Annotated in this window: 1 protein-coding gene and 1 pseudogene; both read right to left on the bottom strand. The window is 33.2% G+C overall.

What is annotated here, in order from left to right; translation table 11 throughout:
• Positions 1 to 76: 76 nt before the first annotated feature.
• Positions 77 to 1,924: pseudogene (locus J8X26_RS26875) on the bottom strand (CDP-glycerol glycerophosphotransferase family protein); the annotation flags it as partial.
• A gap of 50 nt (positions 1,925 to 1,974) precedes the next feature.
• Positions 1,975 to 2,835 (bottom strand): CDP-glycerol glycerophosphotransferase family protein, encoded by an 861-nt coding sequence (locus tag J8X26_RS27955; RefSeq protein WP_208952573.1) that lies wholly within the window; start codon positions 2,833 to 2,835, stop codon positions 1,975 to 1,977.
• Positions 2,836 to 2,953: the final 118 nt, after the last annotated feature.

Here is a 2,953-nt window from a genome sequence, read left to right as displayed (position 1 = left end):
ATAATTAACTATTACATACGTTAATTATTAGGTAGGTCTAAATGGATGACCTACCTAACTAATCCGAATTAAAGAATCATATAGTATTTTCTAATTTTTGTGTTGAATATATTGCAGACATCAGTTGCGCATGATTTAAGTGACTCCAGCTTTCTTGAGGTGCAATATCTGAATGATAGCGAAGAATTGAAGACCAGCAATGCTTTGCTTCTGACCAATTTCCCGAGAGCTGAGATAGTTCAGCCCTGAGCATCCACTCTTCTAATTCTTTAGGACTACGAATCCCATCCGTAATTAATACTGATAACCCTTCCTCTATCATGCCAAGCTTTCTATAGGCTAAGGCAAGACGATAGGGAGCTGAATCAGTGATACCGATCAGTTCAATCCAAACCTCAGCTGCTGAATTCCATTCTTTTTCTAAAAGGTAATTCTCACCTACTTCTATTCTGTAATCTATCAACTGAAGAGTATCGGACTGCATTTCATCAAGGAATGACAAAGCTTTTGATGAGTACCCTTGATAACGTAGTGATCTAACATAAATCAAAGCCAAATCATTTGAAAGCAGATTTAATTTTATATCTGCGGAATCAAATTGAGAAATTACTTTTGACCATTTGCATGTATCAAAAGAAAGCTTTCCAATTTCATATTTAAGTTCTGTATCCTTTTTTGCATAACCCTCATAGCTTTTGAGATAATTATGACACTGATCCGAATTTCCGATTTCTCTATAGCATCGAGCAAGAATTAATTCAGTTTTAAGAACATGTAATTCATTTTGATTAAAAATATTAATTTTTTCCAAAATTAGCTCAATTGCTGCTTCCCAGTCTTTATTCGCAACAAGTTGATATACCATGATTATTGTTCTTTGTGTATCAGAGAATGAATCTTTATTAACACTTAAGTTATATAATGCTTGAGTATTTTCCATCTCAGCAAGACAGTGATAATAATTAATTTCATCCTCAGTGTTATCTATTTTCACACTATTCCAGATAGCGATTGCCTGGTCCCATTGCTGGCATGCCATGTATATTTTTGCATATTCAATTTTATATTCATTAAAATATGTAGAATACTCAACATCAGACCATTGCTGGAGCAGATTGATTGCATCATTGATTTTACCATCTTCACGACATGCTTGAATCAATCGCAATCTTGCAATCTGCTTTTGCTGGTTATTACCAAACTCTAAAAGCATTTTCCAGCGAGATATTGCTATCCCCCATTTTCTATGAGAAGTTGCTTTTCTTGCATAGTCTTCAAGAATTTCCAGATCACAGTATCCCTCAACAAGAGGATTATCTAACTCGCAAATGGCTTCATAAGTTCTTTTACAATTATTTGTGTCTCGGATAGGGAATGTTTTATCTATTCGACTTTGATATTTTTTGGCAGGAGATGCATCGTTCTTAATTATTTTTTCTAATTCACCAAAGAACTCTGATTCTTTTACGACTACAGGGCCAAATCCATCTTCTCGATAATCAAAATATCCCTTTTTGTAAAAATGGCCTCCGGAAAATACTTCTTTTTCATCAAATTGATAGTATAAAGTTTGTTTTCCCTGAATAGCCATATCAAAGGCAACTGATGAATAATCAGTAATCATCATAGATGATGATTTAAACAATTTTTGAATGCTGCCTTTTGTATGATCCGAAATTTTTATGAATTTTGGAACATCGAAAAAATCAATGTATGGTGAAATATTAGCATGAGGGAAAAATATAACTTCAAAGTTATATTCTTCTGATATTTTTTTGAGATAAGGCGAATGTAAAACACCTCGCCAGTGTTTTGCAAACTCTGTCCTCATAAACTCTGATGATACTTCTCTACTATTACCATCACCTTTTGTAGTTCCGACGATATTTGACCGCCAAGTAGGCATTATTAATATCGACTTTTTATATAATTCACTTTCAGGTTGATTAAGATTATCATAACGTGGAAATCCAGTTAGCTTAACATTTTTTTAGTGAATTTATAATGAGACTCATTAGATACTATGGAGTTATATTCTTCTGTTGAAGCAGTTACGAAAACATCTATATTCTCTTTTTGGTTTACCCAATTAGAAATGTCATCTTTAGTTACGCCATGTTGTAAGAATACAAAATGTCTACCCGTTAGCATTTTCGGGCCTAATAAATTCGTTATGTATTTGTCAACATGTGAACTTATAACCTTTGAACAACTTTTTAATATTTCTTCATGACGTTTACTTCCAAACTCAACTAAATTAAAACCTTTATCTAATAATCTATCCCAATCGTGTGAATCCCTCCTTAATGCAAAATAAATACTTTGTTCAGGATGATGTTTTTGAATATAGTTGTAAAGATGTTCAGCATTGTCATCGGCCTGACTATCACGATCCATCAATAACCAAGATTTCATAAATTCATTGACTTTGGTATATTTAGGTATTTGTCCAAGAAATCCTTTAACAATGATATTAGTATCGATGCCTGATTTGTATTGTTTACCTTGAAATGATATTCGTGTGGGGATATCAGATATTTTAACATTAAACTTGGATTTTTCAGAAATAGGCACCCAAATCCTTCTTTCTTTTACAAATGTTTCAGACGTCAGAGTGTGTACCATTGTTTTAGCAAAATAAGGAATAACGTCATTATTATTTTCTGATATATGCTCTAGCTCATCTGTTCCAGTAAAGTATCTTAATTCGATAAGACCTTTATTATGATCGTAGGATTCGATATAAATTATTTGGAATGGAGGTCTTTCATTTTTGAACTGTGAAAGCAATCCTACGCGGTGGTAGAACCAACATCCACCCAATCCGAATTCCATAATTGTCTGAGTGTCGATATAAGAGAATATTTCTTTAACTAAAGCAATAAGAGCCTATCCCAATAGGATTTTATTCCAGATAATGATGCCGCAGGTAAAATGCAGCATCGCCTCATAA

It is taken from the genome of Rahnella sp. ChDrAdgB13 (assembly GCF_017655185.1).
GTDB lineage: Bacteria > Pseudomonadota > Gammaproteobacteria > Enterobacterales > Enterobacteriaceae > Rahnella > Rahnella contaminans.
This window is presented reverse-complemented; position numbering and strand designations above follow the sequence as displayed.